The sequence below is a fragment of the Rathayibacter oskolensis genome, from assembly GCF_900177245.1.
Lineage (GTDB): Bacteria > Actinomycetota > Actinomycetes > Actinomycetales > Microbacteriaceae > Rathayibacter > Rathayibacter oskolensis.
In genome coordinates this window covers 931076-953894 of sequence record NZ_FXBM01000001.1, presented here as the reverse complement: position 1 = coordinate 953894, position 22819 = coordinate 931076, and the positions used below count along the sequence as shown (strand labels likewise).

Sequence of the window (22819 nt, the reverse complement as noted above, 5' to 3'; positions counted from 1 at the left end):
CTCTCACCCTTCCGAGGGGTACAACGGTCGATGTCGGAGGTCCGTGATCTTCTTCGACCATGGACTCCAGCTTCGTCATCGGCCTCGCGCTCGGCGCCCTCCTCGCCGCCGTCGTGGCCGTGCTCCTCGCCCGATCCCGCACTCCGGATGCGGCGCTCTCGCTCGAGCTCGCCACCGCGCGCGCCCGGGCCGAGGGTCTCGAGGAGCGGCACGACGCCGTCGTCGAGCAGCACCGAGAGCACCTCGGCTCGGCCCGCGAGCAGATCCGGGAGCTGCAGGAGCAGCTGCGCGTCGTCGCCGAGCGCGAGCGCCACGACGCCCGGATCCTGCAGACCCTCTCCCCCGTCGCCGAGAGCCTGCGCGGCATGCAGGAGTCGGTGCGCCGGCTCGAGCGCGAGCGCGCCGCGCAGTTCGGTGCGATCACCGAGCAGCTCGAGGGTCAGCGCGCGGCGGGCGAGCGGCTCCGGTCGACGACCGAGACGCTCGCCTCGGCGCTGCGCTCGAACACGAGCCGCGGCGCCTGGGGAGAGACGCAGCTGCGCAACGTGGTCGAGGCCGCCGGACTCACCCAGAGGGTCGACTTCGACGTGCAGTTCGGGCTCGAGGGCGAGGCGGGTCGCGGGCGCGCCGACATGGTCGTCCGCCTGCCGGGAGGCAAGGCCATCGCCGTCGATGCGAAGGTCCCGTTCGACGCCTACCTCGAGGCGAGCGCGATCCGGGCGGGCGCGGGAGCCGACGAGGAGGCGCGTCGCACGACGCTGCTGCGCGCGCACGTGAAGGCCCTCCGCGGCCACATCGACGAGCTGGCCGCCCGCGAGTACTGGAGCGGCCTCCCCGCGAGCCCCGAGTTCGTGATCGCCTTCGTGCCGAGCGAGCCCCTGCTCGCGAGCGCACTCGACGCCGATCCGAGTCTGCTCGAGTACGCGTTCCGCAAGCGCGTGGCACTGGCCTCCCCGGTCACCCTGTGGTCGGTGCTGAAGACCGTCGCCTACACCTGGCAGCAGGACGTCCTGACCGACGACGCCAAGCGGCTCCTCGATCTCGGCAAGACGCTCTACGCCCGTCTCGGAACGCTCGCCGACCACGCCGAGGGGCTCCGCCGCTCGCTCGAGAAGACGGTCGACTCCTACAACGCCTTCGCCGGCTCGCTCGAGAGCCGCGTGCTCGTGACCGCGCGCCAGTTCGACTCCCTCGACGAGTCGCGGGTGATCGCCCCGATCGGAGGCGTCACCACGTCGCCGAGGAGGCTCACCGCCGTCGAGCTCGTCGACCCCCCGTCGCTCGACGACGAGCGGAGCGCGTGATCCGGTGCCCGGACGCCCGAGGAACGGCCTAGATCCACTTCTCCGCGAGGTGCTGCGCGGTGACTCGGCGGATGGTGCCCGAGCGCGAGCGCAGGACGATTGACTCCGTCGTGATGACGTGCCCCTCCTTGCGCACGCCCTTCACCAGGCCGCCGTTCGTCACGCCTGTGGCCACGAAGTAGGTGTTGTCGCTGCGGACGAGGTCGTTCGCGTGGAGCACCCGGTCGAGGTCGTGCCCCGCATCGAGGGCGCGCTGGCGCTCGTCGTCGTCCTTCGGACGGAGGATCCCCTGGATCACGCCGCCGAGGGCGCGGATCGCGCACGCCGTGATGATCCCCTCCGGCGTGCCTCCGGTGCCGACGCACATGTCGAGGCGGGAGTCGTGACGTGCGGCGTTGATGCCTCCGGCCACGTCCCCGTCGAGGAGGAGTCGCGTGCCCGCTCCCGCCGCGCGGATGTCGTCGATGAGCTGCGCGTGCCGCGGGCGGTCGAGCACCGCGATGCGCATCTCGTCGACCGGCTTGCGCTTGGCGCGGGCGAGCGCGCGGATGTTCTCGCCGATCGGGCGCTGGATGTCGATGATCCCGACGCCCTCGGGCCCAGTGACGATCTTCTCCATGTAGAAGACTGCGGAGGGGTCGAACATCGCCCCGCGGTCGGCGACGGCGATCATCGAGAGGGCGTTCTGACGACCGGCCGCGGTGAGCGAGGTCCCGTCGATCGGGTCGACGGCGATGTCGGCGGCCGGCCCCGAGCCGTTCCCGACGTGCTCGCCGTTGTAGAGCATGGGCGCGTTGTCCTTCTCGCCCTCGCCGATGACGACGACGCCGTCGAAGTTCACCGTGCCGAGGAAGGTGCGCATCGCGTCGACCGCGGCACCGTCGGCGGCGTTCTTGTCGCCCTTGCCGATGAACGGCACGGCGCGGATCGCCGCGGCCTCGGTGGCACGGACCAGCTCCATGCCGAGGTTGCGGTCAGGGTGGAGATACAGAGAGTCGTTGTCGGTCACAGCGCGGAGTCCTTCGCGGTCGATTTCGTGCGTACGGCGTCGTCGCAGGACCCGCTGGAGCGGATCCCCATCCCGGTCGAAGCCTAGCGGAGGAGCCCCTCACGCCCCGGGGGACGGCTCAGCCCCGCCTCGCTAGACTCGTCGGCGACGCGGGCCTCGCCCGACCCACTCCCGTTCATCCGTCAAAGGAGATGCCATGCCCGTCGCTACCCCCGACCAGTACGCAGAGATGCTCGACAAGGCGAAGGCCGGCGGCTACGCCTACCCCGCATTCAACGTCTCGTCGTCGCAGACCGTCAACGCGGTGCTGCAGGGCCTCACCGAGTCGGGTTCCGACGGGATCATCCAGGTCACCACCGGAGGCGCCGACTACTTCGCCGGACACACCGTCAAGAACCGGGCAGCGGGAGCGATCGCCTTCGCGAAGTTCGCCACCGAGGTCGCCAAGAACTACCCGGTCACCGTCGCGCTGCACACCGACCACTGCCCGAAGAACGCGCTCGACGGCTTCGTCTACCCGCTGATCGCCGCCTCCGAGGAGGAGGTCAAGGCCGGTCGCGAGCCGATCTTCCAGTCGCACATGTGGGACGGATCCGCGGTGCCGCTGGACGAGAACCTCGCCATCGCCCGCGAGATCCTCCCCCGCGTCAAGAACATCAACGCGATCCTCGAGGTCGAGATCGGCGTCGTCGGCGGCGAGGAGGACGGTGTCTCGCACGACATCAACGAGCACCTCTACACCACCCTCGACGACGCGATCGCGACCGTCGAGGCGCTCGGCTTCGGCGAGCAGGGCCGCTACATGGCGGCGCTCACCTTCGGCAACGTCCACGGCGTCTACAAGCCGGGCAACGTCCGCCTGCGCCCCGAGCTCCTCCGCGAGATCCAGGACGGCCTGCAGCAGAAGTACGGCACCGCCGCGCTCCCGCTCGACCTCGTCTTCCACGGCGGATCGGGCTCGACCGACGAGGAGATCGCGGAGGCCGTCCGCAACGGCGTCGTCAAGATGAACATCGACACCGACACCCAGTACGCCTTCAGCCGCGCCATCGCCGGCAACGTGCTCTCCAACTACGACGGCTTCCTCAAGGTCGACGGCGAGGTCGGCAACAAGAAGGTCTACGACCCGCGCGCCTGGGGCAAGATCGCCGAGACCGCCATGGCCGCCCGCGTGGCCGAGGCCACCCGCCAGCTCGGGTCCGCCGGGCACTCCGGAAAGTAGGACACCGCTCCGTGACGAACGCACACGACCAGCCGGGCCGCGCCGAGCGCCCGAAGCCGCAGTACGGCGAGTACGCGCCGCCCGGCTGGTCGTGGCAGCCTCCGGAGGACGCCGTCGTGGTCCCGGATCCGCGCGGCTCCGACACCGACCCGCGGCCCGCCTCGCAGCCGGCCGCCCCGGGCGTCGCCCACCCCGTCGATCGGCTGCTCACCATCGTGCTCCTCGCGCTCGGCGTGTTCTTCGCCGTGCCGACCCTGCTCGACCCCTCGAGCTTCGCGACCACCCTCGAGCAGCTGTACACGAGTCAGGGCATCGGCACGTATGCCTCCCCCGAGCTCGCTCGCGCGCTCGGAGTCGTCATCGCGCTGGCGCAGTCGCTGACCGTCGCCTTCGCCGTGTGGATCTCGATCCGCCGGCTGCGCGCCGGCAAGCGCGCCGTGCTCGTGCCGGTCGTGGGGATCGCCGCGACCGTCGTGCTCTCGATGATCGTCGCCGCGATCGCGATCCTCGGCGATCCGACCTTCGCCGAGTACGTCTCGCGGATGTCGACGCAGGGGGCGACCGGTCAGGGCGTCTGACCCGCCACCGCTCGGAACGAGCACCGATACGAACGAGGCCGCCGCTCCGGAGGGAGGGCGGCCTCGTTCGTACGAGTGGCGGTGTCAGCTCGCGGCGCTGATGCGACCGCCGACGGCGCGCGCGTCGCGCTTGCCTGCGACGTCCTTCCGGAGCTCCTTGGGGAGCGAGAACATCAGGTCCTCCTCGGCCGTCTTGACCTCTTCGACGTCGCCGTAGCCGGCGGCGGCGAGATCGTCGAGCACCTCGCGCACGAGCACCTCGGGCACGGAGGCGCCGCTGGTGACGCCGACGGTGCGGATGCCGTCGAGCCACTCCTGCTTGATCTCGCTCGCGTAGTCGATCCTGTAGGCCGCCTTCGCGCCGTACTCGAGCGCGACCTCGACGAGGCGGACCGAGTTGGACGAGTTCGCGGAGCCGACGACGATCACGAGCTCGGCGCCCGCGGCGACCTTCTTGATCGCCACCTGGCGGTTCTGCGTGGCATAGCAGATGTCGTCGCTCGGCGGGTCCTGCAGGTTCGGGAAGCGCTCGCGGAGGCGGCGCACCGTCTCCATCGTCTCGTCGACCGAGAGAGTGGTCTGCGAGAGCCAGACCACCTTGTCGGGGTCCTTCACCTGGATGTTCGGCACATCGTCGGGGCTGCCGACGAGGGTGACGTGATCGGGCGCCTCGCCTGCGGTGCCCTCGACCTCTTCGTGGCCCTCGTGGCCGATGAGGAGGATCTCGAAGTCGTCGCGAGCGAAGCGGACGGCCTCGCGGTGCACCTTCGTGACCAGGGGGCAGGTCGCATCGATGGCCTGGAGTCCGCGGTCGGCCGCGCCCTGCACCACGGCGGGCGAGACGCCGTGCGCGCTGAAGACGATGTGCGACCCCTCCGGGACCTCGTCGACCTCGTCGACGAAGATCGCACCCTGGCTCTCGAGCGTCGAGACGACGTGGACGTTGTGCACGATCTGCTTGCGGACGTAGACCGGGGCGCCGTAGTGCTCGATGGCCTTCTCGACGGCCACCACCGCGCGGTCGACGCCGGCGCAGTAGCCGCGAGGAGCGGCGAGGAGGACGCGCTTGGGTCCGTCGACGGGAACGTCGCGCAGACGCCCCGAAGCGCGGGGCATGCGCGGCATGGGCAGACTGATCAGGGCTTCACTCACCTCACGATTCTACGTGCTGCATCCTGTGCGGGGGCCGTCGCGGTGTCGGAGGCATCCCGTACCGTGGTCGTCGCGGCACCGCCCTCCCGCTCCCCCCGCCCGCCCGCACCGAAGGCACCGATGACAGACGCCCCTCCCACCGCCGATGCTCCGTGGCCGGTCGCTCTGCTCGCGAGCAAGATCAAGGGCTGGATCGAGCGCCTGGGCACGGCCTGGGTCGAGGGCGAGATCACGCAGTGGGGCGTCTCGGGCGGCAACGTCTACGGCAAGCTGAAGGACCTCTCGGGCGAGGCGACCGTCGGATTCACGGTGTGGTCCTCCGTGCGCTCCCGGCTCCCGGTCGATCTCGCTCAGGGCGATCGCGTCATCGCGCTCGTGAAGCCCAACTACTGGGTCAAGGGCGGCACGCTCTCGATGCAGGTGTTCGAGATGCGGCACGTGGGTCTGGGCGACCTGCTCGAGAAGCTGGAGCGGCTCCGGCGCCAGCTCGCGTCGGAGGGACTCTTCGAGCGGAGCCGCAAGAAGCCGCTCCCCTTCCTCCCCCACGGCGTCGGTCTGATCACCGCGAAGGACTCCGACGCCGAGAAGGACGTGCTGCGGAACGCCCAGCTGCGCTGGCCGGCGGTCCGCTTCCGAGTCGTCCACGCCGCCGTCCAGGGCGAGCGCACCGTCCCGGAGGTGCTCGCCGCCCTGCGAGCGCTCGAGTCCGACGAGAGCATCGACGTGATCGTGATCGCCCGCGGGGGCGGCGACTTCCAGAACCTCCTCGGCTTCAGCAACGAGAGGCTGATCCGCGCGGTGGCGGCCTGCTCGACCCCCGTGGTCAGCGCGATCGGGCACGAGGCCGACCGGCCGCTGCTCGACGACGTCGCCGACCTCCGCGCGTCCACGCCGACCGACGCCGCGAAGCGCATCGTCCCCGACGTCTCCGACGAGCTCCTGCGCGTGCAGCAGGCGAGGCTCCGGATGACCACCCGTGTCAGCGGGCTGGTCTCGCACGAGGTCGACCGCCTGTCGCAGCTGCGCTCGCGGCCGGTGCTGGCCCAGCCGCGCGTCCTCGTCGATCGTCACGCGGAGGAGCTCACCCGCTGGGTCGCTCGCGGTGCCGAGCTCGTCGAGCGGAGGATCGAGCGCGCCCACCTCGAGGTCGAGCGCCTGCACGGCCACCTGCGCGCCCTCTCCCCGCAGCACACCCTCGACCGCGGCTACGCCATCGTGCAGAACGCGAGCGGTCACGTGGTCCGGACACCCGACGACGCGACCGCCGGAGAAGCGCTCGTGCTGACCCTCGCGGCGGGCGCCGTCTCGGCCCGGTCCGAGGGTCCCGCGGCCGATCCGGCCGGACGCGGCTGACCGCGCAGCCGGGCTCCCCCTCAGCACCGATCGATAGGATCTCCCCCATGGCCGACGCCCGCACCGACTCCCCCTCCGCGGAGCGCACCGACTCCGCCGCCCCCGGCCCGAGCGTGTCCGAGCTGAGCTACGAGCAGGCCAGGGACGAGCTGGTCCGCGTCGTCTCGGAGCTCGAGCAGGGCAGCTCCACCCTCGAGCGCTCGCTCGCCCTCTGGGAGCGCGGCGAGGCGCTCGCCGCACGCTGCGAGGAGTGGCTCATCGGTGCTCGCGCGCGCCTCGACGCCGCCCGCTCCGGCGGATCGAGCGCCGGATGAGCCGCAGCAAGCCGCCCCGCGTCGTCGCCGAGCTCGGACGACCGGAGACCCCGGCCGAGATGGCCGCCCGCAAGGCCGAGAACTCGCGCCTCTACCGCCAGCGCAAGACCGTCAACAACCTCGTCTTCTCCCTGCTCGCGACGGTGGGCGTGGTCGCCCTGATCGTGCTGATCGTCCCCCGCGGCGACGGCACGGAGCGTCCGCCCGTCGACGTCGCGGCCGTCGCCTCCCAGCTCCAGCCCGGTGAGGAGCAGACGCTCGCCGTCCCCGATCTGCCCGAGGGCTGGTCGGCGAACGCCGCCGAGGTACGCACCGACGACGGGGTCGACTTCTGGTACGTCGGCCTGCTCACGCCGAAGAACGGCTACATCGGCCTCAGCCAGGGCTTCGACGCCGACGAGGACTGGGTCGCCTCGCAGCTCGATCGCGTCGGAGCGACCGGAGTCGAGCAGATCGACGGCCGGGAGTGGACCGTGTACGACCGGCGCGACTCCGGTGCGGACACGGGGAACACCCCGTACGCTCTCGAGACGACGGACGGGGTCAGCACCTACCTCGTCTACGGCACGGCCCCGGTGGAGGAGATCCTCGAGGTCGTCGACGCGATCGCCCCCCAGATCGGCCAGGAGGAGTCCCGATGAGCCACGACCTGAGCACCCCCGATCCGGAGGCGCCGCAGACGATCCCCGTTCCCCGCGAGTCCCGCCCACCGGCCTGGGTCTGGAAGGAGATGCTCCGCGGCAACCAGCGCTTCGTCGCCGGCGAGCCGCGGCATCCCCGTCAGGACGTCGAGCGCCGGGCCGAGCTCGCCGCCGAGCAGAAGCCCCTCGCCGCCCTCTTCGGCTGCAGCGACTCCCGCCTCGCCGCCGAGATCATCTTCGACCTCGGGCTCGGCGATCTCTTCGTCGTCCGCAACGCCGGGCAGGTGATCGCCGACTCGATCATCGGCTCGCTCGAGTACGGGGTCGCCGTCCTCGGCGTGAAGCTGATCCTCGTGCTGGGGCACGACGAGTGCGGCGCGGTGAAGGCGGCCATCCAGTCGCAGGCCCCGGGAGCCGAGCGGCTCCCGCCGCACATCGAGCACCTGATCGAGCCGATCATCCCCGCGGTGCGGCGCATCGTCGGGCAGCAGCCCGACGGGCGGGTCCTCGTGGATCCCTCGTCGACCGATGCGCTCGCGGTGGGTCGCGAGCACCTGCGCGACACCGTCGCCGAACTGCTCCAGCGCTCCCCTCTCATCGCGGACGCCGTCGCGACGGGCGAGCTCGCCGTCGTCGGCGCGAACTACCGCCTGTCGGACGGCACGGTGATGTCGGACGTGATCCTCGGCATCGACCCTCCGCAGCTGAGCCCCTACCGCTCCGAGCACGAGCGCACGCACAGCCCGCTCCAGAGCGTGGCATCGGCCGACGCGTCCGACGAGGAGTCGTCGACGCCGAGCCCCGCCCCCCTCCACTAGACAGCACTCCCCGCCGCCGGCACGACAGACGACGGCACGACGCACGACGACACGACAGACGACGACACAGAGACAAGGACGAACACAGCGTGGTGGATCACTCCCCGACCGATTCCGATTTCCGCATCGAGCACGACACGATGGGCGAGGTGCGCGTCCCGCGCGACGCGCTCTACGCCGCGCAGACGCAGCGAGCGGTCGAGAACTTCCCGATCTCGGGAGCCGGCCTCGAGCCGGCGCAGATCGCGGCACTCGCCCGCATCAAGAAGGCGGCAGCGCTCGTCAACGCCGAGCTGGGGGTCCTCGATGCCGAGATCGCCCGCTCCATCGCCGACGCCGCCGACCTCGTCGTCGCGGGCGGCTACGACGAGCACTTCCCGATCGACGTCTACCAGACCGGCTCGGGCACCTCGTCGAACATGAACATGAACGAGGTGCTCAGCACTCTCGCGACCACCGCGCTCGGCCGTGCAGTGCATCCGAACGACCACGTCAACGCCTCCCAGTCCTCGAACGACGTGTTCCCCACCTCGGTGCACGTCGCCGTCACCGGCGCCCTGATCGAGAGCCTGATCCCCTCGCTCGAGCACCTCGCCGAGGCTCTCGAGACCAAGGCCGACCTGTGGTCGGAGGTCGTCAAGTCGGGCCGCACCCACCTGATGGACGCCACGCCCGTGACCCTCGGCCAGGAGTTCGGCGGCTACGCCGCGCAGATCCGGCTCGGCATCGAGCGCGTCCGCTCCGCCCTCCCGCGCGTCGCCGAGGTGCCCCTCGGCGGCACCGCCGTCGGCACGGGCATCAACACCCCCGCCGGGTTCCCGCAGAAGGTGATCGCCCGCCTCGCCGACGAGACCGGGCTCCCGGTGACCGAGGCCCGCAACCACTTCGAGGCTCAGGGCGCCCGCGACTCCCTCGTCGAGGCCTCGGGAGCGCTGCGCGTGCTCGCGGTCAGCCTCACCAAGATCAACAACGACCTCCGCTGGATGGGCTCCGGCCCCAACACCGGTCTCGGCGAGCTGCACATCCCCGACCTGCAGCCCGGGTCCTCCATCATGCCCGGCAAGGTCAACCCGGTGATCCCCGAGGCGGTGCTGATGGTCTGCGCCCGCGTGATCGGCAACGACGCGACCATCGCCTGGGCCGGAGCCTCCGGAGCGTTCGAGCTGAACGTCGCGATCCCGGTCATGGGCACCGCGCTGCTCGAGTCGATCCGGCTGCTGTCGACCTCGTCGACGCTTCTCGCCGACAAGACGATCGACGGGCTCGAGGCGAACATCGAGCGGGCCAGGGCCCTCGCGGAGTCGTCTCCGTCGATCGTCACGCCGCTCAACAAGGTCATCGGCTACGAAGCCGCCGCCAAGGTCGCCAAGAACTCGGTCGCCAAGGGCATCACGGTGCGCGAGTCGGTCGTCGACCTCGGCTTCGTCGAGCGCGGCGAGGTGACGGAGGAGCAGCTCGATGTCGCCCTCGACGTCATGCGGATGACGCACCCGGGCTGAGCGGTTCCGTGCTGTGCTGTTTCGTCGGGTCTGCGCCGGCGCAGACCCGACCGCGGTCGGCGGGGTGGATGGTTGCGGACCGGAGAGCGGGGTGCGTTCGGCTACGCCGAAACGCTGGGACGCGTTTCGCCGGTTCGCCTCCGGCGGGGCGGGCGGTCCGGGGACCGGGGGTCTACGGAGGTGGCTGTCTTCCTCCCGCCTGCCTGCTGGTCGAGTAGCCACGCAGCGGCGTGTCGAGCCCCGTCTCTCGGGTGCTCAGTCGGCGTCGTCGGGAGCCGCGGGGTCGCGGCGCGACCAGGCGGGAGCACGCTCCGGGCGGGGGCCGACGCCGACCAGGAGGGCGGGGAGCACCGCGAGGGCCGGCACCAGCCGCAGCGCCGCGACGAGCGCGCGGGGCGGGCCCGAGAGGCGCCCGCTCAGCGCGGGCATGATCAGGCGGGCGTGCAGCACCCGCTGCAGCAGCTGGATCAGCGCCGCGGGCAGGGCGCGCCTGCGCTGGACGCGCTCGAGGAGGTCCTCACCGCCTCCCCCTGTGAACACCCCGCGTCGGAGCGGGCCCGCGAGCAGCCGCGCGGTGGCGACCGCGTCCTGGACCGCCAGGTTGATGCCGACGCCTCCGACGGGTGACATCGCGTGCGCGGCGTCGCCGATGCACAGGACGCCGCGCGCGTGCCAGCGGCGGAGCCGGTCGAGGCGGACGTCGAGATGCTTCACCTCGTCCATCGAGGCGATCCCGTGCACGTCGCCGGCGACCTCGGGGAGCATGCCCGCAGCCTCCGCACGGAACGCGTCGATGCCGCGGGCCCGCAGCGCAGCGTCGGTCCCCTTGAGACCCAGCCGCGCGACCTGCAGGTAGCCGGTGCGCGGGATCGCGATCACCGCGCGCCCCGCCGTGAGGCGCGGGAGCAGCGACTCGCCCACGTCGCGCCGGGTCGCGATCCGGTACCACCAGACGTCGAAGCCGACGGCGGACTCCCGCGCCTCGAGCCCGACTCCGCGTCGCACCGTCGACCACCGGCCGTCGCACGCCACCGTCAGGTCGGCGGTGAGTCGCCCGGGACCCGCTGGCGACGTGAAGTCCACGCCCGTGACGCGACCGCCCGCGCGGACGACCCCCGTCACCTCGTGCTCGCGGAGGAGGGTGAAGGTCTTCTCCGCCGCAGCGGCGTCGGCGAGGAGATCGAGCAGATCCCACTGCGGCACCATCGCGATGTAGGGATGCCGGACCGGCAGCCTCGAGAAGTCGGCGAAGGCCACCTCCGACCCGTCGCCGGCGGGCACGCTCACCCGCTCGATCCGGGAGTGCGCGAGCGCGTCGAACCGGTCGAGGAGGCCGAGGTCCTCGAGCAGACCGAGCGTCGTCGGATGCACCGTGTCGCCGCGGAAGTCGCGGAGGAAGTCGGCGTGCTTCTCGAGCACCGTCACCTCCACCCCGGCCCGGGCGAGCAGCAGGGCCAGCACGAGGCCCGCCGGTCCTCCCCCGACGACCACGCAGGTCGTGTGATCGCTCGTGACGGCCCTCCCCTCCGGCGGTGTCCCGCCTCCGCACACGGTCTACACCCGCGACCCCGGCCGGAGGAACGGGTGCGCCGCAGGTTCACGGCACCGAGAGGACGATCCAGAACGCCGCCAGCTGGAACGGGCCGAACGGGATCCGCGCCCGGTCGCCGCTCAGCACGAGGGGAAGCGCCCAGAGCCCGCCGAGCAGGAACGCCAGCGCGGGAGCCGCGAGCACCTCGAGGGGACCGGCGTCGGCGAGGGGGAACGCCAGACCGATGCCGAGCTTCACATCCCCCATCCCGAGGCCACCGACGAGGTGCAGCGCACCGAGCACGACCGCCGTCGCCAGAACCGCGGGTACCGCGCCCCCGCCCGAGGTGATCGCCTCCGCGGCACCCGCCAGCACGACCGGCACGGTCAGCGCGTTCGGGAGCAGCCGCTGCCGCACGTCGGAGAGGACGAGCGGCACCGACACCGCGCCCACGACCAGCGCCGCGGTCCCCGAGCCGCGCAGCAGCGCCACGGCGACGAACGCGACGCCTCCGAGCACGACCGCGACGACATCGGGCAGGGGCTGACGCATCCGCCGACCCTAGGCCGACCGCGCCCGACCCCGCGGGAGTTGTCCACAGGCGCGGACGGGCCTCACTCCCGCGGCGGGACCGGGCCCAGCCAGGCGTTCGCGAAGGTCGCGTGCGCCGACTCGTCGTCGGAGGGGTGGAAGAGGCCCGCGAGGACATCGCGGTACAGCCGTGACAGCTCCGATCGGCGGGAGTACGCCGACCCGCCGGAGGCGCGCACGGCGCTCTCCACGATGCGCAGCGCCGCCTCCGTGGTGCGGATCTTCACCCCGACCAGAGAGGGGAACCAGCGGGCTCCGCGGTCGACGAGCCCGTCCACATCGGCGGCGGCGGTGCGCAGCGGCGCCTCGAGGCCGTCGAGGAGGATCGCCGCGTCGGCGATGCGCCACCGGATGTCCGGATCCTCGGACAGCGGTCGTCCCCCCGCACGGAGCGACGTGCGACGACGAGCGGCCTCGACCGCGAGGGCGAGGGCCCGCTGCGCGATGCCGAGGTAGACCGAGGCGATCAGCAGCTCGAAGTCCGCGAAGATCGCGAAGACGAGAGGGTCGGCGGAGGGGCCGACGGGCAGCGAGCGGATCATCCGATCGGCGGGCACCTCGACACCGTCGAGCACCGTCGTGCGGCTCTGCGTCGCCCGCATCCCGAGCATGTCCCAGTCGTCGCGCACCGTGAGACCGGGCACGGACGACTCCGGTGACTCGCGGTCGACGAAGCCGTGCACCAGGCGGGGCTCGGGGCCGCTGTCGTCGCGGCCGAAGACGCCGAGTCTCGTCCAGGCGGGTGAGAGCGAGGTGAAGATCTTGGTGCCGGTGAAGCGGTAGCCGCCCCCGGGGAGCGGCTCGGCGCGGGTCAGGGAGTCGGAGAGGACGAGGTCGTTGCCCGCCTCGCTGTTCCCGAACGCGAAGACGTGACCCGCGGCGGCGTCGCGCAGCACGTGCGTCAGCGAGTCGTCGCCCCGCTCCCGGAGGACGCGCGCGACCCCCGTCCAGACCAGGTGCATGGTGACGGCCAGCGCCGTCGCCGGGGCGGCGGTCGCCAGCCGGGTGTGCTCCGCGGCGACGTGCTCGAGCCCCAGACCGGGCCCTCCGAGATCCGCCGGGACGAACATCTCGAGGTAGCCGATCGCGCGCAGCTCGTCGAGGTCCTCCGCGAAGAAGGCGTTGCGCTCGTCGTAGTCGGCCGCACGGAGTCGGAAGCGCTCGAGGAGCGCGTCATCGAGGATGGTCACCGTCCCACGGTACGCCGCCCGGTCCTCGAGGGACTCCGGCACGCAGAAACGCGTCCGGCTCGCAGGAATCCACGGATTCCACGAGCCGGACGCGCTGCGGCGAGCCCGAGATCGGCTCGGGCGGGCGCTAGGCCAGCTCGTTCGACTCCAGCATCTCGGTGACGAGCGCGGCGATCGCCGAGCGCTCGGAGCGGGTGAGGGTGACGTGCGCGAACAGCGGGTGCCCCTTCAGCGTCTCGATCACGGAGGCGACGCCGTCGTGCCGGCCGACCCGCAGGTTGTCGCGCTGGGCGACGTCGTGGGTCAGCACCACCCGTGAGTTCTGCCCGACCCGCGAGAGGACGGTCAGCAGCACGTTCCGCTCGAGCGACTGCGCCTCGTCGACGATCACGAACGCGTCGTGCAGCGATCGGCCGCGGATGTGGGTGAGCGGCAGGACCTCGAGCATCCCGCGCTCGATCACCTCGTCGAGCACGTTCTGCGAGACGAGCGCGCCGAGGGTGTCGAACACCGCCTGCGCCCAGGGGTTCATCTTCTCGGCGGCGTCGCCGGGCAGGAAGCCCAGATCCTGTCCGCCGACCGCGTACAGCGGGCGGAAGACCATGATCTTCTTGTGCTGGCGCTTCTCGAGCACCGCCTCCAGGCCCGCGCAGAGCGCGAGCGCCGACTTGCCGGTGCCGGCGCGGCCGCCGAGCGAGACGATGCCCACCTCCTGATCGAGCAGCAGATCGATGGCGAGGCGCTGCTCGGCCGAGCGGCCGTGCAGCCCGAACACGTCGCGGTCGCCGCGGACCAGCGTGATCTGGCGCTTGCCCGTCACCCGCGCGAGGGCGGAGCCGCGGTCGGAGTGCACGACGAGCCCCGTGTTGATCGGGATGCTCGCGACCTCGTCGGTGAAGAGCCGCTCGCGGTCGTAGAGCTCGCTCATCGCATCGCCGGCGAGGGTGATGTCGTCCATCCCCGTCCAGCCCGATTCCGGTGCGAGCTCGGCGAGGTACTCCTCGGCGGCGAGACCGATGGAGGCGGCCTTCACGCGCATCGGCATGTCCTTCGACACGACGGTCACCAGAGCGCCCTCGCTCTGCAGGTTCATCGCGACGGCGAGGATCCGGGCGTCGTTGTCGCCGAGCTGCAGGCCGCTCGGGAGCACCGACATGTTGGAGTGGTTGAGCTCCACTCGGAGCGTCCCGCCGCGGCCCACCGCGATCGGGAAGTCGAGCCTCTCGTGCTGCACCCGCAGCTCGTCGAGATTGCGGAGGGCCTGGCGCGCGAAGTACCCGATCTCGGGGTCGTTGCGCTTGCCCTCGAGCTCGCTGATCACGACGACCGGCAGGACGACGGCGTGCTCCGCGAAGCGGAACATCGAGGAGGGATCCGACAGCAGCACCGAGGTGTCGAGGACGTAGGTGCGTTGGAGCTGATCGGTCGGATCCGACGCACCGTGCTGCGCGCGGCGGTGGACGCCGCTCTGCGCTGCGGTGTGCGGATCCATGCCCTGGGGAACTGTCACGTCGACTCTCCACATCCCGGGGGCCGAGGCCCCCGGCTCACGCTGCGAGCCGGCCCCTTGGGTGCGTGTCCGCACCGCGCAGTTCCCTTCGGTGGTCTGCGCGATATCGAGCCGTACTTGTGTGGCCGTCTCGACCAGGCGCTGTACCTGATGTCTTGAACCTAACCCCGCGAATGACAGCCGTGTGCTTTCTTGCGCTACGAACGTGTAACCAGTATGTGAACGGCGATCGGCAGAACCTCCGGAGGCGCCGGGCTCAGTACTCGACGACGGTCGCCGCGGAGGTGAGCGCGGCGCGCAGCATCGCGAGGGTCTCGTCGTCGGTGCTCGCGTGCGCACTGAAGCGCACGGTGCTCGGCCGGATCCGTGCGGTGACAGCGTGCGCCTCGAGTGCCGCTGACAGCGGCCCGAGCTCCTCGGGAGCGGGCTCGACGACCACGATGCCCGCCCGGTCCTTCTCGTCGCGCGAGCCCACGACGGCGAGGCCGAACTCGTCCGCGAGGTCGATGATCGCGTCGACCCTGTCCGCCATCCGCTCGGCGATCGTCGGCACGCCGACCGCCAGGACGTCCTCGAGCGCGCCGGCGAAGCGCGCCTGGGCGATCGGATCGGGATTCGTGACGCTGAACGCGCGGGCATCGGAGGCCGGCGCCGCCACGTGGTCCCAGGGCTCGGGCGTCCCGGTGCCGGTCCACCCCGAGAGGGCGGGGGTGAGCCGCGCCAGTGCGCGCTCGCTCAGGGCGAGGAACCCCGTCCCCCACCCGGCCCGCGCCCACTTCTGGCCGCCCGACACGACGACGTCGGCCAGCTCGTAGGGTGCGTCCACCACTCCGAAGCCCTGGATCGCATCGAGGATCAGGAGGCGATCGCCGATCACGTCGCGGATCCCCTCGACGTCGGCGACGTGACCGGTCCGCGAGTCGACGAGGCTGAGCGCGACGGCCGTCACGTCGTCCGCCAGCTGGGCACGGACGCCGCCGGGCGTGACGCGCCCGGGTTCTCCGCGGAGCCACACCGGAGTGGTCTCCCCGCGCACCTCGCCCGCGCGCACTGCTGCGAACGGGAGGCTCGGGAACTCGCCCGGTGAGAGCAGGACCGCGCCCGAGAGCCCGAACAGGGCCTGCATCAGGCCCGACGACGTGTTCGGCTGGAACACGACCTGATCGGCAGGGAACCGCGTGAGGGCCGCGACGGCGGCGCGCACCCGCGCGTCCTGGCGGAACAGCTCGTCGAGAGTGCCGCTGCGCACCCGCGAGAGCAGCTCGGAGGCGGCGTCCTGCTCGGCCAGGGCGGTCGCCGAGATCGGACCCACCCGCGCGAAGTCGAGGTATCCCGCCTCCTCGTCGAACGTCGCGAGGAACGCGTCCAGATCGAGGTCGTTCGAGCTCATGCCGGCCCTTCCGGTCGGTGCGGCGGGGCCGCGGGTTCAGCTGCCGAAGCGGCGGTGACGCCCGGCGTAGTCGCGCAGGGCCCGGAGGAAGTCGACCTCGCGGATGTCGGGTCCGAGCGCCTCCATGAAGTAGAACTCGCTGTGCGCGCTCTGCCAGAGCATGAAGTCCGACAGGCGCTGCTCGCCGGAGGTGCGGATCACCAGATCCGGATCGGGCTGTCCGCTCGTGTAGAGGTGCTCGCCGATGAGCTCGGGCGTCAGCAGCTCGGCGACGTCCTCGATCGACGAGCCGCGCTTGCCGTGCTCGTCGAGGATGCTCCTGACCGCCTGGGCGATCTCGTGCCTGCCGCCGTAGCCGACGGCCAGGTTCACGTGCAGCCCGGTGTGCGCGGCCGTGCGCTCCTCCGCGCTGTCGAGGGCGGCGATGAGGGAGGCGGGCAGACCGTCGTCGGAGCCGACGTGCTGAACCCGCCAGTTCGGCTGCTGCGAGACCTCCTCGGCGAGGTCGGCGATGATCGCGATCAGCTCGGTGAGCTCGGAGGTCTCGCGCCCCACGAGATTGTCCTGCGAGAGGAGGTAGAGGGTGACGTGCCGGATGCCGAGCTCGTCGCACCACTGCAGGAACTCGTGCACCTTCGCAGCACCCGCACGGTGGCCGTGGGCCGCGGTCTCGAGAGCGCGCTGACGCGCCCAGCGCCGGTTGCCGTCGATGATCATCGCGACGTGGTTCGGCAGGGTCCCGGGAGCGAAGCTCGACCGCAGGCGCTTCTTGTAGACGCCGTAGAGGAGGTCCCTCCCCACAGGCAGTCTCGACTTCGGCACGGTGTCAACGGTAACAGGGCCACGGGGAACAGGGCCGCGGCTACGGGGCGGGCGCGCACCCGCGGCCCGGTTCCCCGAGAGGCTCAGGTCGTATCCTGTGCCGTATGAGCTCGACGCCCCCCTCCCCCGATCCGGCAGAGGGGTCGACGTCGCGCGACGCCGATCTCGCGGTGGCGGAGGACGACGCGGCCGGCCCCGAGCTGCCGAATCTGCCGCTCGTCGACGACGAGATCGATCACGCCTCCTCGGTCGAGGGCAAGCCCAGCTGGCGCGGCTGGATCCACGCCGGGCTCTTCCCGCTGGCCGCCGTGGCCGGAGTCGTGCTGATCGGCGTCGCCGACGGCACGACGGCGAAGTGGGCGGCCGCGGTCTTCACGACGACGTCCCTGCTGCTTTTCGGCGTCTCCGCGCTCTACCACCGCGTCGACTGGTCGCCGCGGACGAAGGTGATCCTGAAGCGGTTCGACCACGCCAACATCTTCCTGCTCATCGCGGGCACCTACACGCCGCTCGCCGCGCTCGCCCTGCCGCCGTCGCAGGGCTGGCTGCTGCTCGCGCTGGTCTGGGCGGGCGCGCTGCTGGGCATCGGCTTCCGCGTGTTCTGGATCTCGGCGCCGCGCTGGCTCTACGTGCCGCTCTACCTGCTCCTCGGCTGGGCGGCGGTGATGTACCTGGGCCCGCTGTTCGAGGCGAGCGCGGCGATGATGATCCTCGTCCTGGTCGGCGGCCTCTGCTACACGGTCGGCGCCGTGGTCTACGGCTTCAAGCGGCCCAATCCCGTCCCCGGGGTCTTCGGCTTCCACGAGATCTTCCACGCGCTCACCGCGGTGGCGTTCCTCTGCCACTGGACGGCGGCGCTGCTCGTGTGCATCGACCCGGCCTACAACGCCGACTGAGAACCGAGCGGGTCGGAGCGGTCAGCGCTCGGCGGAGTCGCTCGCGCGCTCCTGCTCCTCGGCGTCGAGCCGCTCCGCCACCTGCGCGCGGTAGGTGTTCCGGCGGACGCGCCGCACCATGTCGACCGCCAGGAGGACGGCCGCGAGGGCGATGACGAGCATCGTGACGAAGCCGAAGATGCCGGGCGTCACCGTGTCCTCGTTGAACTCGGGTCCGCTGGTCGGGACCGGGGTCGCCGACGCGGCGCGCACGAACGCGAGCGTGGCGGCGTCGACTCCGGAGGAGAGGGCTGCGGCGATCATGCGGTCGTCTCGTTCCTGTGGGAGCCGAGGTCGACTCCGGCGAAGAGGTCGGTCTCGGGGGTCGGGGCATCGACCCGGCTCTCGACGAGCTGGAAGTCGTCGGTCGGCCAGGCCGCGTCGATCGCCTCGTGCGGGAGGAAGAAGAAGGCGTTGTCGGGCGCCACCTGGCTCGCGTGGGCACGCAGGGCGGCATCGCGGCGGTCGTGGTAGCCCGAGATCACGATCTGCGTCGTCGCGAGGAACGGCGTCTCCTCGCCCCAGCGCTTCATCTCCTCGAAGGTCGCCAGTCGCGGGTCCTCGGGGTCGAGCGAGCGCAGGTGCTCGGCGATCGCGCGGAGCTTCTGGCCGCTGAAGACGCGGTCGTAGTAGAGCTTCGAGACGCTCCACGGCGCGCCGAGATCCGGGTACTCGTCGGCCTCCCCCGCCGCGCGGAACGCCTCGACCGCGACCTGATGCGCCCGGATGTGATCCGGGTGCGGGTACCCGCCGTTCTCGTCGTAGCTGATGATGACGTGCGGTCGGAACCGGCGCACGAGGCGCACGAGCGGCGCGGCCGCGATGCGCAGCGGCAGCCCGGCGAAGGACGCGGACGGGACGGGCCCCTCCTCGGGCATCCCCGAGTCGACGAAGCCGAGCCAGGTGTGCTCGATGCCGAGCACCTCCTGGGCCGCGGCCATCTCGAGGCGGCGGAGCCCCCCGATGTCGCGCTCGGCGTGGGCGCGGGCCGCGAGCCCCTCGTTCAGGACCGAGCCGGCCTCGCCTCCGGTGCACGAGACGACCATGACCTCGGCGCCGCGATCGGCGTAGGCGGCCAGCGTGGCCGCGCCCTTGCTGGACTCGTCGTCGGGATGGGCGTGCACGGCGAGGAGGCGCGGGGCGTCCCGCACCTCCGAATCGACGGAGACCTCGGCGGCCTGGGACACGATCGCTCGATTCCTCGGGGTTTAATGGGATCGACGGCGGCTCGATGAGAGCCCGGCGTCGTCCATCCAGAGTAGACGCACCACCCGGGGAGTTCCGTGGCCGCCCGCACGTCCGAGAGCGCCGAGTCGAGCGACTCCGCGATTCTCGACCCGGACGAGGTCCGCGCCGCCGGCCCGCTCGCCTCCCGCTACGGACGCACGCGACGCACCCGGCAGGCCAACCGCTGGCTCTTCGGCGGGGTGGCGGTCGCCTTCGTCGCCGTGTTCGCCGCGTGGGTGGTCTGGGCCGGGCTCGACGGCGCACGCGACGGTGTCGATGTGCAGGACACGGCGCACGTCGTCGTCGACGACCGCACCGTCGAGGTGTCGTTCGATCTGACCGCGCCGACCGGCACCGAGGTCGCCTGCGCCGTCCAGGCGCTCAACGAGCAGTCGGCCGTCGTGGGCTGGCTCGTGGTGGAGTACCCGGCGTCGACCGAGCGCTTCCGCTCCTCCACCGAGACCGTGCGGACCACGGAGCTCGCGACCACAGGTTTGATCTCCTCCTGCTGGCTCCCGTAGGGTTGCCGGGTGCCCTGACGGACTCGTCGGGGCCTTGTCTTTTCCACCGCCGCCGGACTTCGGCCGACACGGCCGCCGGGCGCGGATGCGCTCAGGCGTCGTCGGACGACGCGAACGCGGCCGTCATGTGAGGAGCCCACCGTGGCAGACCAGCCTCAGGTCACCTGGATGACCCAGGAGTCGTACGACCGCCTCCAGGCGGAGCTCACCGAGCTGTCCACCGCCGGACGCGAGGAGATCGCGAAGCGCATCGAGGTCGCCCGCGAAGAGGGAGACCTCAAGGAGAACGGCGGCTACCACGCCGCGAAGGACGAGCAGGGCAAGATCGAGGCGCGCATCCGCCAGCTCACCGCTCTGCTGCGCGAGGCCGAGATCGGCACCCCGCCCGAGAGCCACGGAGTCGTGGAGGCGGGCACCATCATCACCGCCGAGATCGCGGGCGACGAGTCGCGCTTCCTCCTCGGCAACCGCGAGATGGCGGGCGAGAGCGACCTCGACGTCTACAGCCCGCAGAGCCCGCTGGGCTCGGCGATCATGGGCCTGGCCGTCGGCGACGCGACGAGCTTCACCGCTCCCACGGGCCGCGAGATCACCGTCAAGGTCACCAACGTCGAGACCTGGAACGGCCACTGATCGCGGGCCGACGCCCGTAGCGGGGTCGGTCTCGAGACGCCGCCTCCGGCGGCTGCTCGACCAGCAGGGTTCCGCGCGTCCCCGTCCCTCGGACCGGCGGCGTCAGCAGGAGCCCGGAGGGACGTCGGTCGCTCAGAGGCGGCGGGCGATCAGGCGTTCGAGATGCGGGGGTCGTAGCCGGCCTCGGTCAGGACCTGCAGGACGCGCTCCGCGTGCTCGGGTCCGCGCGTCTCGACGCTGATCTCGAGCTCGACCTCGCTGATCTGCAGGCCGCGGCCGTGGCGGGTGTGCAGCACCTCGACGACGTTCGCGTTCGCCTCCGAGATCAGCTCGGCGATGCGGGCGAGCTGCCCGGGGCGGTCGGGCAGGCCGATGCTCATCTTGAGGTAGCGCTCGGAGGCGGCGAGGCCGCGGCTGATCACCCGCTCCATCATCAACGGGTCGATGTTGCCGCCGGAGAGGATCACCGCGGTGCGACCCGCGTCGCGGATCTTCCCGGTCAGGATCGCGGCGATGCCGACGGCTCCGGCCGGCTCGACCACGAGCTTCGCGCGCTCGAGCAGGACCAGCAGGGCGCGGGCGATGTCGTCGTCCTCGACGGTCACGACCTCGTCGACGAGCTCGCGGATGATCTCGAAGTTCAGCAGTCCGGGCTTGGCCACGGCGATGCCGTCGGCGATCGTCGGAGTGATCGTGATCGCGGTCGGCTCGCCACTGGCGAGCGACAGCGGGTAGGGGGCCGCGTTGGCGGCCTGCACGCCGATGACCCGGAGCGTGCGCCCCTCCTCTGCCGCCTTCTGCTTCGCGGCCGACGCGACGCCTGCGATCAGGCCGCCGCCGCCGATCGGGACGACGATCGTCTCGACGCCCTCCGCCTCCTCGAGGATCTCGAGACCGATCGTGCCCTGGCCGGTGATGACGTCGGGGTGGTCGTAGGGCGGCACGAAGACCGCCCCGGTGCGCTCGGCGAACTCGGCCGCCGCCGCGAGTGCCTCGTTGAAGATGTGGCCGCTCAGCACGACCTCGGCCCCGTAGTCGCGGGTGGCCGAGAGCTTGGGCAGGGCGACGCCGATCGGCATGAAGATGGTCGCCCTGATGCCGAGCTCGCGGGCGGCGAAGGCGACTCCCTGCGCGTGGTTGCCGGCGGAGGCGGCGACGACTCCGCGGGCGCGCTCCTCCTCCGACAGCCGGGAGAGGCGGAAGACGGCTCCGCGGATCTTGTACGACCCCGTCCGCTGCAGGTTCTCGCACTTGAGGAACACCGGCGAGCCGAGGACCTCGGCGAGGAAGTTGCTCGTCTCCATCGGGGTCGAGGCGATGACCGGCGCGATGACGGTTCGGGCCGCCTCGAACTCACGGAGGGTGGGACCGACGACGCGGCTAGTCTGCATGCTCTTCGGCAACTTTCTCGGGGGTTCGGGTCGGCGAGCGCCAGGCACCGCTCGCGACGTAGTTGACCATGACGTTGAGGGTCGCGACGAACGGCACCGCGAAGAACGCTCCGGGGATGCCGGCGACGATGGAGCCTCCGGCGACGGCCAGGACGACGGCCAGCGGATGCACCTTGACGGCCGAGCCCATGATCAGCGGCTGGAGGATGTGCCCCTCGAGCTGCTGCACGGCGAGGACGACGATGAGGAGGATCAGCGCGATCAGCGGTCCGTTGTAGACGAGCGCGATGAAGACGGCGAGCGCCCCCGTGACGACCGCGCCGATGACCGGCACGAACGAGCCCAGGAACACCAGCACGCCGATCGGGATGGCGAGCGGCACGCCGAGGAAGAACGACCCCAGCCCGATGCCCACCGCGTCGACGAAGGCGACCAGGATCTGCACCTTGACGAAGTTGGTCAGCGTGACCCAGCCCGCACGCCCGGCGCCGTCGACCGCGGCGCGGGCGCGGCGCGGGAACAGCCGGACCACCCAGCGCCAGATGTTCGGCCCGTCGATGAGGATGAAGAGCGTCGAGAACAGGGTGAGCAGCACCCCCGTCAGCACGTGCCCGACGGTCGAGCCGACGCTGAGCGCCCCGCTGACCAGCATCCCGGAGTCCTGCTGCAGGGCGGACAGCGCCTGCTGGGCGTACTCGTTGATGTCGCCCTCTGTCAGGTGCAGCGGCCCCTCGAGCAGCCACGCCTTGAGGTCGTCGTACGACTCGACGGTCTGCCGGCTGAGGTCGTCGAAGCCCGCGTACACCTGTGTGACGACCAGGAAGAGCAGCCCGCCGATGACGACGACGATGCCGAGCTCCGACAGCACGATCGCCGCCCACTTCGGCCAGCGGTGCCGCTGCAGGAAGTTCGAGAACGGCACGAGGAGCGCCGCGATGACGATCGCGAGCAGCAGCGGGATGACGATCAGCCGCAGCTCGATCACCAGCAGGCCCAGGACGGCGAGCGCGGCGGCCACGACGAGCACTCGCCAGGCCCACGCCCCGGCGATGCGCATCCCGTCGCTGACGAGCGCGGAGTCGGGAGTCGAGGGGGGCGGAGTCGGGGCGGTGGGGGTCGTGATCGCCGGCGTGGGGCGGTCGACGGCGCGCGAGCCGGAGGTGCGGCGAAACCTGCCCAGTCTCATCT

The 22819-nt window shown here is 71.6% G+C and carries 22 protein-coding genes and 1 pseudogene; 11 read left to right on the top strand and 12 right to left on the bottom strand.

Annotation, left to right across the window (positions count from 1 at the left end; all coding sequences use genetic code 11):
- Window positions 1-59 precede the first annotated feature (59 nt).
- Window positions 60-1304 carry a DNA recombination protein RmuC gene (locus B9Y99_RS04725; protein ID WP_085475396.1) on the top strand — a complete coding sequence of 415 codons (1245 nt, stop codon included), beginning with the start codon at window positions 60-62 and terminating at the stop codon, window positions 1302-1304.
- Between the two features lie 28 nt (window positions 1305-1332).
- Here the strand turns inward: B9Y99_RS04725 and glpX are convergent, their stop codons facing one another.
- On the bottom strand, window positions 1333-2265 hold the full coding sequence (gene glpX, locus B9Y99_RS04720; protein WP_085475395.1) for a class II fructose-bisphosphatase: 933 nt from the start codon (window positions 2263-2265) through the stop codon (window positions 1333-1335).
- Window positions 2266-2509: 244 nt separating this feature from the next.
- Here glpX and fbaA point away from each other — a divergent pair, with 244 nt between their 5' ends.
- Window positions 2510-3535 (top strand): class II fructose-bisphosphate aldolase, encoded by a 1026-nt coding sequence (gene fbaA, locus B9Y99_RS04715; protein WP_085475394.1) that lies wholly within the window; start codon window positions 2510-2512, stop codon window positions 3533-3535.
- Between the two features lie 11 nt (window positions 3536-3546).
- Window positions 3547-4113, top strand: a complete 567-nt coding sequence (locus tag B9Y99_RS04710) for a DUF6264 family protein (RefSeq protein WP_085475393.1) — start codon at window positions 3547-3549, stop codon at window positions 4111-4113.
- Window positions 4114-4197: 84 nt separating this feature from the next.
- Here the strand turns inward: B9Y99_RS04710 and B9Y99_RS04705 are convergent, their stop codons facing one another.
- Window positions 4198-5238, bottom strand: coding sequence for a 4-hydroxy-3-methylbut-2-enyl diphosphate reductase (locus B9Y99_RS04705; RefSeq protein ID WP_085475392.1), 1041 nt, complete (start codon window positions 5236-5238; stop codon window positions 4198-4200).
- A 147-nt stretch (window positions 5239-5385) separates the two neighbouring features.
- Here B9Y99_RS04705 and xseA point away from each other — a divergent pair, with 147 nt between their 5' ends.
- The 5 genes and pseudogenes from xseA to B9Y99_RS04680 all read left to right on the top strand — a co-directional run bounded on the left by xseA (window position 5386) and on the right by B9Y99_RS04680 (window position 9890).
- Window positions 5386-6618 carry an exodeoxyribonuclease VII large subunit gene (gene xseA, locus B9Y99_RS04700; protein WP_085475391.1) on the top strand — a complete coding sequence of 411 codons (1233 nt, stop codon included), beginning with the start codon at window positions 5386-5388 and terminating at the stop codon, window positions 6616-6618.
- A 47-nt stretch (window positions 6619-6665) separates the two neighbouring features.
- Entirely contained in the window at window positions 6666-6932 is a 267-nt protein-coding gene (locus B9Y99_RS04695) for an exodeoxyribonuclease VII small subunit (RefSeq protein WP_244274771.1), read from the top strand.
- Complete coding sequence (locus B9Y99_RS04690; RefSeq protein WP_085475390.1) at window positions 6929-7573, top strand: DUF4245 domain-containing protein; 645 nt, start codon at window positions 6929-6931, stop codon at window positions 7571-7573. Before B9Y99_RS04695 ends, B9Y99_RS04690 begins: the two co-directional genes overlap by 4 nt.
- Window positions 7574-7662: 89 nt before the next feature.
- Window positions 7663-8268, top strand: a pseudogene (locus tag B9Y99_RS04685) (carbonic anhydrase); the annotation flags it as partial.
- Between the two features lie 212 nt (window positions 8269-8480).
- Window positions 8481-9890, top strand: a complete 1410-nt coding sequence (locus B9Y99_RS04680; protein WP_085475389.1) for a class II fumarate hydratase — start codon at window positions 8481-8483, stop codon at window positions 9888-9890.
- A 255-nt stretch (window positions 9891-10145) separates the two neighbouring features.
- Here the strand turns inward: B9Y99_RS04680 and B9Y99_RS04675 are convergent, their stop codons facing one another.
- From B9Y99_RS04675 to B9Y99_RS04650, 6 genes are all read right to left on the bottom strand, one after another.
- Window positions 10146-11381, bottom strand: a complete 1236-nt coding sequence (locus B9Y99_RS04675) for an FAD-dependent oxidoreductase (RefSeq protein ID WP_244274770.1) — start codon at window positions 11379-11381, stop codon at window positions 10146-10148.
- A 106-nt stretch (window positions 11382-11487) separates the two neighbouring features.
- Window positions 11488-11973: a prepilin peptidase gene (locus B9Y99_RS04670; protein WP_085475387.1), complete on the bottom strand. Its 486-nt coding sequence runs from the start codon at window positions 11971-11973 to the stop codon at window positions 11488-11490.
- A 62-nt stretch (window positions 11974-12035) separates the two neighbouring features.
- Window positions 12036-13202 (bottom strand): acyl-CoA dehydrogenase family protein, encoded by a 1167-nt coding sequence (locus B9Y99_RS04665; protein WP_085476246.1) that lies wholly within the window; start codon window positions 13200-13202, stop codon window positions 12036-12038.
- A gap of 127 nt (window positions 13203-13329) precedes the next feature.
- A complete protein-coding gene (gene phoH2 / locus B9Y99_RS04660; RefSeq protein WP_085475386.1) occupies window positions 13330-14694 on the bottom strand; it encodes an RNA 5'-3' helicase PhoH2 in 1365 nt (454 codons plus the stop codon).
- Window positions 14695-14968: 274 nt separating this feature from the next.
- Window positions 14969-16102 (bottom strand): aminotransferase class V-fold PLP-dependent enzyme, encoded by a 1134-nt coding sequence (locus B9Y99_RS04655; protein ID WP_085475385.1) that lies wholly within the window; start codon window positions 16100-16102, stop codon window positions 14969-14971.
- Window positions 16103-16138: 36 nt separating this feature from the next.
- Window positions 16139-16924 carry an isoprenyl transferase gene (locus tag B9Y99_RS04650; RefSeq protein WP_085475384.1) on the bottom strand — a complete coding sequence of 262 codons (786 nt, stop codon included), beginning with the start codon at window positions 16922-16924 and terminating at the stop codon, window positions 16139-16141.
- Window positions 16925-17028: 104 nt separating this feature from the next.
- Here B9Y99_RS04650 and trhA point away from each other — a divergent pair, with 104 nt between their 5' ends.
- A complete protein-coding gene (gene trhA / locus B9Y99_RS04645; RefSeq protein ID WP_085475383.1) occupies window positions 17029-17820 on the top strand; it encodes a PAQR family membrane homeostasis protein TrhA in 792 nt (263 codons plus the stop codon).
- A 21-nt stretch (window positions 17821-17841) separates the two neighbouring features.
- Here the strand turns inward: trhA and B9Y99_RS04640 are convergent, their stop codons facing one another.
- On the bottom strand, window positions 17842-18123 hold the full coding sequence (locus B9Y99_RS04640) for a hypothetical protein (RefSeq protein ID WP_085475382.1): 282 nt from the start codon (window positions 18121-18123) through the stop codon (window positions 17842-17844).
- The gene (gene mca / locus B9Y99_RS04635) at window positions 18120-19046 is read right to left on the bottom strand and encodes a mycothiol conjugate amidase Mca (protein WP_244274769.1); all 927 of its coding nucleotides are present in this window, start codon (window positions 19044-19046) and stop codon (window positions 18120-18122) included. The genes B9Y99_RS04640 and mca overlap by 4 nt, the downstream gene beginning before the upstream one ends.
- A gap of 96 nt (window positions 19047-19142) precedes the next feature.
- On the opposite strand from mca, the gene B9Y99_RS04630 reads away from it, so the two are divergent.
- A complete protein-coding gene (locus B9Y99_RS04630) occupies window positions 19143-19607 on the top strand; it encodes a DUF4307 domain-containing protein (RefSeq protein WP_244274768.1) in 465 nt (154 codons plus the stop codon).
- Window positions 19608-19748: 141 nt separating this feature from the next.
- Window positions 19749-20240: a transcription elongation factor GreA gene (gene greA / locus B9Y99_RS04625; RefSeq protein WP_085475381.1), complete on the top strand. Its 492-nt coding sequence runs from the start codon at window positions 19749-19751 to the stop codon at window positions 20238-20240.
- A gap of 149 nt (window positions 20241-20389) precedes the next feature.
- Here greA and ilvA read toward each other — a convergent pair whose 3' ends face one another.
- Together ilvA and B9Y99_RS04615 are read right to left on the bottom strand one after the other, a co-directional pair.
- Window positions 20390-21631: a threonine ammonia-lyase gene (gene ilvA / locus B9Y99_RS04620; protein WP_085475380.1), complete on the bottom strand. Its 1242-nt coding sequence runs from the start codon at window positions 21629-21631 to the stop codon at window positions 20390-20392.
- A complete protein-coding gene (locus tag B9Y99_RS04615; RefSeq protein ID WP_085475379.1) occupies window positions 21621-22817 on the bottom strand; it encodes an AI-2E family transporter in 1197 nt (398 codons plus the stop codon). Before B9Y99_RS04615 ends, ilvA begins: the two co-directional genes overlap by 11 nt.
- Window positions 22818-22819: the final 2 nt, after the last annotated feature.

Bases quoted from the DNA above. Each gene is read 5' to 3' on its own strand.
- ilvA (WP_085475380.1), bottom strand. From the start codon at position 21,631: ATGCAGACTAGCCGCGTCGTCGGTCCCACCCTCCGTGAGTTCGAGGCG.
- B9Y99_RS04705 (WP_085475392.1), bottom strand. From the start codon at position 5,238: ATGCCGCGCATGCCCCGCGCTTCGGGGCGTCTGCGCGACGTTCCCGTC.
- B9Y99_RS04670 (WP_085475387.1), bottom strand. From the start codon at position 11,973: ATGCGTCAGCCCCTGCCCGATGTCGTCGCGGTCGTGCTCGGAGGCGTC.
- B9Y99_RS04655 (WP_085475385.1), bottom strand. From the start codon at position 16,102: ATGAGCTCGAACGACCTCGATCTGGACGCGTTCCTCGCGACGTTCGAC.
- B9Y99_RS04695 (WP_244274771.1), top strand. From the start codon at position 6,666: ATGGCCGACGCCCGCACCGACTCCCCCTCCGCGGAGCGCACCGACTCC.
- B9Y99_RS04640 (WP_085475382.1), bottom strand. From the start codon at position 18,123: ATGATCGCCGCAGCCCTCTCCTCCGGAGTCGACGCCGCCACGCTCGCG.
- B9Y99_RS04690 (WP_085475390.1), top strand. From the start codon at position 6,929: ATGAGCCGCAGCAAGCCGCCCCGCGTCGTCGCCGAGCTCGGACGACCG.
- phoH2 (WP_085475386.1), bottom strand. From the start codon at position 14,694: ATGGATCCGCACACCGCAGCGCAGAGCGGCGTCCACCGCCGCGCGCAG.
- fbaA (WP_085475394.1), top strand. From the start codon at position 2,510: ATGCCCGTCGCTACCCCCGACCAGTACGCAGAGATGCTCGACAAGGCG.
- trhA (WP_085475383.1), top strand. From the start codon at position 17,029: ATGAGCTCGACGCCCCCCTCCCCCGATCCGGCAGAGGGGTCGACGTCG.
- xseA (WP_085475391.1), top strand. From the start codon at position 5,386: ATGACAGACGCCCCTCCCACCGCCGATGCTCCGTGGCCGGTCGCTCTG.
- B9Y99_RS04725 (WP_085475396.1), top strand. From the start codon at position 60: ATGGACTCCAGCTTCGTCATCGGCCTCGCGCTCGGCGCCCTCCTCGCC.
- B9Y99_RS04615 (WP_085475379.1), bottom strand. From the start codon at position 22,817: ATGAGACTGGGCAGGTTTCGCCGCACCTCCGGCTCGCGCGCCGTCGAC.
- glpX (WP_085475395.1), bottom strand. From the start codon at position 2,265: ATGGAGCTGGTCCGTGCCACCGAGGCCGCGGCGATCCGCGCCGTGCCG.